Raw genomic sequence first — 6482 nt, forward strand, 5'->3', positions numbered from 1 at the left:
AAAACTGCCCGGTATGAAAAGCTTGCCAACCTTACCACTGATTGTAAAGTCCACCCTGGAACAACCCCGGTTTTCCCTGCTGGACTCCGTACAGAACAGGATCATGCTGATTGCTTTCTGCAGCATTTTCTGTTTCCTGTTCATGTATATCTTTCTCCCATTTAATATCAATATGTGGTATGAAGGGCAGCAGCTGGCGTTGGTGCAGCTGTTCGGGATCTTCACCGGTTGCGGAATGGTGGCACTCACCATTTCCCAGTTCGCCCTGGCCAGATGGAAATGGCGGCAGCGTCTCACCAACGCGACCTACCTGCTCTGGTTTTTCGGAGAAATAGTGCTGGTCACCGCCATTGTTACGGCGGTAGACGTGCTGCTTATCGATACATTCTTTCTCACCTGGAGTGAGTTTATAAATACCCTGCGCTATACGGCGCTCATCATGCCCCTGCCTTATTTTATTGCGCTGCTCTGGTTCTATACCCGGGAAAAGCTGAGGCAGCTGCATACCCTGGAGCAGGAGCAACTACAGCCGGTAATATCTGTACCCGTACCCGCACCGAAGCTGGTAACAGATACCTGCCTGCAGATCCGTGATGAAAATGATAAACCGGTGCTTTCCCTGCACCCTGGTAAACTGCTGCTCCTGAAGGCAGAAGATAACTATGTACATGTCTTCTACCTGTCCGGTACAACTATTGCCAAAGAGCTGGTGCGTACTTCCCTCAAAAAACTGGAAGCACAGCTCTCATCCGCAGGCCTTACCCGTGCACACCGCTCCTACCTGGTGAACCTCTCCAAAGTGGTGCTTTTTAAGAAAAATACAAAAGGCCATTACCTGCAATTAGAAGGTCTGGAAGATATGATGGTGCCGGTATCTAATACATGGTTGCCGGGTTTTCAACAGCACTTTAAATGAATAATTGCGAATTACGAATTGCGAATTACGAATGTAGAAGCGAAGATTAAAACGAGATTTAAGGAGATATCTAGTAATTATCTCCTTAAATCTCGTTTTAATCTTCGCTTCTACATTCGTAATTCGCAATTCGTAATTCGCAATTATCTTATCTCCATCAATTTCACCCCTTCTACACCCCATTTCGCCCCAAATCCCCTGCCACTGCATATTTACCTCCCCGCTTTTATGTAATATCGCCTTTATCAACCTGTCTAAATTCCACCAGCCAATGTCAAAATCCGTCCTGTTAAGTATTCTTTGTCTGCTGGCATGTTTTCAATTGTCATATGCACAAACCGTGCTTTCCGGTAATGTGCGGAATGCTGCCACAAAAGAAGTAGTCCCTGCTGTATCTGTATCTATGAAGGAAGGTCCTAATGGTGATTATACCAACGACCAGGGGAATTTCCGTTTTTCTACCAGAAAGGCATTACCTGTTACGCTGATATTTTCTGCGGTAGGTTTTGAATCGAAAGAAGTGATTGTCGGCGCTGCCGGACCGCAGCGGGTAGAGCTGTCGCCTGTATCCATCCTGGGGCGGGAAGTAGTGGTATCTGCCAGCCGGAGCGTCCAGAAGAAAATTGAATCGCCGGTAACCATAGAAAGGATAGGCACCAAAGATATTATTAACTCCCCGCAGCCCAGCTACTTTAATATGCTGCAGGGGTTGAAAGGGGTGGATATCACTACCTCCAGCCTGACCTTTACCACCGTGACCACCCGCGGCTTCAATACCAGCGGGAACACCAATTTTACGCAGATAGTGGATGGGATGGATAACCAGGCGCCCGGACTTAATTTCCCGCTGGGTACTGCCATTGGTTTAACGGAACTGGATGTCGATAACCTGGAACTGCTGTCCGGCGCATCTTCTGCGCTGTATGGCTCCCGCGGCCTTAATGGTACGCTGGTTATGACCGGCAAGGACCCTTTTAAATACCAGGGCCTGAGTGCACAGATCACCCAGGGCGTTAATCATATTAAGAAAGGAAAAGCCAATGATCCGATTGGCCCTTCGCCGTACTACGACTGGGCCGTGCGCTGGGCAAAGAAAGTGAGCGATCGGTTTGCCTTCAAAATCAATGTACAATACGTACAGGCCAAAGAGTGGATGGCCAATGATACGACAAATACAAACAGTCCCGGTGGCCCGCTCACAGACCCTAATTATAACGGGGTGAATATGTACGGCAGTAAAACTTCTGTGGATATCAATCCTTTCCTGCAGGGCGCGCTGCAGGCGCAGCCTGAGCTGGCGCCACTCATCGATCCGCTGCTCGCCAGGGGCAGCAACTATGTGGCGCGCAGCGGCTATGCCGAATACGGCTACCTCAGCAGCGATGCCAAATTACTGAAGGCCAACCTGGAGATGCGGTATAAGATCACGCCCGGGCTGGAAGCCATTGTTTCCGGAACATTCGGAAAAGGTAACGCCGTATACAGCAATGATACCCGCTATGCGCTCACCAACTTCCAGCTGGGGCAGTACCGCGCGGAACTGAAAGCCGCTAACTGGTTCCTCAGAGGATATACCTCCCAGGAAAATTCCGGTAATACTATCATCGCCAGCCCTACCGCCCAGCTGATCAACGAAGCCTGGAAGCCCAGCTATAACGCTGCCACCGGCGACGGCTGGTATCCGCAATATACCGGCGCCCTGCTGGAAGCAATGGCCGGCGGTAAAAGCTATGAAGAGGCCGGCAATATTGCACGCAGCTTCGCTAACCAGGGAATGCCGGATGCCGGCAGCCCGCTGTTCCTGCGCCTGAAAGACAGTATCTCACAACTGCCGACTTCCAAAGGCGGTACCCTCTTCCTCGATAAAAGCAAGTTGTATAATGTGGAAGCTCAATACAATTTCTCCCATCTGATAAAATTTGCAGACCTTATTGCCGGGCTGAATTACAGGCTGTACCGCCTGGACTCCAAAGGGACCCTCTTCCCGGATAACGATGGCCCTATCGATGTAGCGGAGTACAGCGCCTACGCACATCTGACTAAAAAGGTGATGCATGATAAACTGAGCCTCAGCGCCGCTTTCCGCTATGATAAAAATACCCTGTTCGAAAAACCGCGTATCACCACGCGGGTATCCGCAGTAGGAGAGGTGAACAAGGAGAGCTTTATCCGCTTTTCCTACCAGAATGCCTATAGCTTTCCTTCCAATATACAGTCGCTGCAAAGCACACCGATCGACTACAACAGCTTTGCCTCCGGAGGCTCATCCCGCCTGTTGAACGGCGTGTATCAGTTTGACCGCTACCCGGCCTATACCCTTGCCAGCGTTACAAAGTACCAGCAGAGCAATAATCCCGCTGACCTGGAAAAATTTGCCCTCAGCGATATTAAACCGCAGTCCGTAGATGCGTTCGAGTTAGGTTATTCTTCCCTGATCGCCAAATGTGTACTGATAGATGTGCTGGGATATTATTCTACCTGGAAGAATTTCATCGGATACGTCAACGTGGCCAACACACCCGGTACGGATGATCCTGCCGCCTTTAAGGACCATAGTACTTACATGTCCTATAATATAGCGTACAACGGCGCTGAGAAGGTGAACACCTACGGATATGCCGCCAGCATAGGGGTAGAGCTGCCTTACCATTTTCAGGCAAAGGTGAATTTCTCTTCCGATTTCCTGAAGAACAGGAATAACAGCCAGGTAAACAATTTCAACACGCCTAACTACAAATTCAACATCGATCTTGGCAACACCGGATTTGGAAATAAAGAGCGATATTCGTTCAGCACAACTTTCCGATACAGACCAGGCTATTTTTACCAGATAGGCTTCGCCAGCGGTATGGTGCCGGCATCAGCAGTGATAGATGCGCAGGTAAGCTACCGGCTCCTGCAGGCACATTCCAGGATTAAACTGGGCGCTACCAATATTACCAACACTTACTACAGAACAGGTTTCGGCAGTCCGGCTATTGGCGGCATGTACTATGTGAGCTTCGCGTATAATGTATTTTAATATCATCCACATAAAAAATCAATCTCATGAAATTACCCGGCATATACCATTTGCTTTTTGTTGCCCTGGGCTGTACAATGGCAGCCTGTAATTCACAGACGGAACAACACGACGGCGGTTATAAAAATAAACTGACCTTCGTACCAGGCGAGGAAATGAAGATAGCGGAAGCCTTCCTGTCGCTGAAAGACAGCAGCAGCATACTGCTGAAGGCAGGCACCTACAAATTTGATAATCTTAGTATTGCACAGGTAAATCATATCCTGATAGATGGAGAAGGCCCGGATAAAACCATCCTGGACTTTTCCGCCCAGAGCCAGGGTGGGGAAGGCATCCGGGTGACTGACGTAAAAGGCTTTACCATCAACGGTATGACGCTGAAGGATTCTAAAGGCGACCTGATTAAAATCAATAAAAGCGAAAAAGTGGTGGTGACCAACCTGCACGCGGTATGGTCTAAATCAGATTCTACCAGCGGCGGATACGCCATCTACCCGGTAATGTGCAAAAATGTGCTGATAGAAAACTGTTACGCACAGGGCGCTTCCGATGCAGGGATCTACGTAGGGCAGTCAGACAGCGCCATTGTGCGCAAGTGCAAGGCTTACAAAAATGTGGCCGGCTGCGAAATAGAAAATACGGCGCATGCAGAAGTATATGATAATGATTTCTATGGTAACACTGCCGGGTTCCTGATTTTCGACCTGCCGGATCTTTCGCGCCGTGGCGGCTTTGTAAAGGCTTACAACAACCATTTTCATGATAATAACGAAAGGAATTTTGCGAAGGCAGGCAGCTTCGGTTCCACCTGGGGAGTAGGTAATGCCGCACCGGGCAGCGGTGTGGTGATCCTGGCTGCATCAGACATAGAGCTGTACAACAACCGCATCATCAATAATAACTCCAGCGCTATTTCAGTAGTATCCGGATTTTTTATTGACCAGAATGCGGCTGCCAAAATGAACGCCAATTATGATCCTATTCCGCGTAATATTTTTATACATGATAACGAGATGAAAACAGACAGCAGTTTTCCAGCTGCCGTATATGAGCATCATGTAGGCAAGATCCTGGTTGGTATAGAGCAGCAGCTCAATGCGCAGGATCCTTCCCGCAAAAATGCCAGGATGCCTTTTATCGCTTATGATGGTATCACCAGCAACGTGCTTACAAAAGGTACGGCTGCCAACCCGGATTCCCTCTGTATCCGCCAGTCGCAGCCCAACCTCTTCGTGAACATCGATGCCCTGCACCTGGGTACCAAAGCATGGAAACCCAGTACAGACGTAACGCCATTCATTTGTAAATAACCATATAAAATTACTTGTCAGATGGTCATCAGTAACAGCCGGCCGTCATTTGTTATTCGTAATTCGTAAATGATCATGAGGGGACCTTGTTTATTAATATTGCTTTTCGCATTATTCAGCTGCCAGCCTAAGTCAGCGGAAAAGGATACTGCTTTCCGGTTTAAGGAAAAATTATCTGACTACGGCTTTTTTACCGGCGCGCTGAAGGATTTACAACCACGGAAAGGCGTAGAGCATTATGAGTTAACTACGCCTTTATTCACAGACTATGCAGTTAAAGACCGGTTTATAGTAGTGCCGCCGGGTACTTCCATACAATACACGGATCATGGCCCGCTGGACTTCCCGGATTCTACTTTTATCATCAAGAACTTCGCTTACACCAATCCGTCGCATCAGCGCATCATGATTGAAACCCGGCTGCTGTTCAAGGATCCGGCCGACAAAAACTGGAAGGTGATGAATTACCTCTGGCAGGAAGATCAGCAGGACGCCGTCAGGTGGATATTGGGTAAGAAAGTTCCCGTTACGCTGCTGGACGACAGCGGGGCACAGCATTCAACAACCTATCAGGTTCCCAATACCAATGACTGCAAGCGCTGTCATATCAACAACAGCGTATTGACTCCCATAGGTCCCAAAGCGCGGAATCTCAACTTCGCCGCTAACGGCGCTGCTGCTACGCAGCTGGAACAATGGGCGGCTAACGGCCTGCTGAAAGGGCTTCCTGCCCCTCAGCAGGTGCCGCGCCTGCCTGACTGGAAAGACAGCGTCCACTTTACCGTCAGCCAGCGTGCCCGTGCCTACCTGGACGTTAACTGCGCACACTGCCATACCAAAGGCGGTGATGCCTACAACACAGGCCTCTTCCTCGAATACGAACAAACAGATCCCAATCACCTCGGTATCATGAAAGCGCCCGTATCCGCCGGCGGCGGAGCCGGAGGCCTCGACATCGATGTTATTCCCGGTGATGCCATTCACTCCATCCTCTGGTACCGCATGAACAGCACCGAACCCGGTACCGCTATGCCGGAACTTGCACGTACGTTAATACACAAGGAAGGTGTGGTGTTGATAGGGGAATGGATAAGGCAGATGAAAAAATAATTACGAATTACGAATCATTGGTGTCCGGTAAAAATCAGACCTACTACAAGAAAAAAGGGGGCAATTGCCCCCTTTTTTTGGTAGATTTAAGTTACCACACTTTAAAATACCATGAATAAAGGTA

General features: G+C 49.1%; 4 protein-coding genes. All 4 read left to right on the top strand.

All coding sequences use genetic code 11. The annotated features are described in order from the left end of the window. Window positions 1-13: 13 nt before the first annotated feature. The 4 genes from GWG06_RS27190 to GWG06_RS27205 all read left to right on the top strand — a co-directional run bounded on the left by GWG06_RS27190 (window position 14) and on the right by GWG06_RS27205 (window position 6358). A complete protein-coding gene (locus GWG06_RS27190) occupies window positions 14-916 on the top strand; it encodes a LytTR family DNA-binding domain-containing protein (protein ID WP_160717536.1) in 903 nt (300 codons plus the stop codon). A 271-nt stretch (window positions 917-1187) separates the two neighbouring features. After that, window positions 1188-3938, top strand: coding sequence for a TonB-dependent receptor (locus GWG06_RS27195; RefSeq protein WP_160717537.1), 2751 nt, complete (start codon window positions 1188-1190; stop codon window positions 3936-3938). A gap of 26 nt (window positions 3939-3964) precedes the next feature. After that, entirely contained in the window at window positions 3965-5248 is a 1284-nt protein-coding gene (locus GWG06_RS27200) for a parallel beta-helix domain-containing protein (protein WP_160717538.1), read from the top strand. Between the two features lie 75 nt (window positions 5249-5323). Beyond that, window positions 5324-6358 carry an SO2930 family diheme c-type cytochrome gene (locus GWG06_RS27205; RefSeq protein WP_160717539.1) on the top strand — a complete coding sequence of 345 codons (1035 nt, stop codon included), beginning with the start codon at window positions 5324-5326 and terminating at the stop codon, window positions 6356-6358. The last annotated feature ends 124 nt before the right edge of the window (window positions 6359-6482 follow it).

This window comes from Chitinophaga solisilvae, assembly GCF_009928525.1.
In the GTDB taxonomy this organism is placed as follows: domain Bacteria; phylum Bacteroidota; class Bacteroidia; order Chitinophagales; family Chitinophagaceae; genus Chitinophaga; species Chitinophaga solisilvae.

What these genes read in the sequence shown, in the direction of transcription:
- GWG06_RS27190 (WP_160717536.1), top strand. Translation starts at nt 14, where the DNA reads ATGAAAAGCTTGCCAACCTTACCACTGATTGTAAAGTCCACCCTGGAA.
- GWG06_RS27195 (WP_160717537.1), top strand. Translation starts at nt 1,188, where the DNA reads ATGTCAAAATCCGTCCTGTTAAGTATTCTTTGTCTGCTGGCATGTTTT.
- GWG06_RS27200 (WP_160717538.1), top strand. Translation starts at nt 3,965, where the DNA reads ATGAAATTACCCGGCATATACCATTTGCTTTTTGTTGCCCTGGGCTGT.
- GWG06_RS27205 (WP_160717539.1), top strand. Translation starts at nt 5,324, where the DNA reads ATGAGGGGACCTTGTTTATTAATATTGCTTTTCGCATTATTCAGCTGC.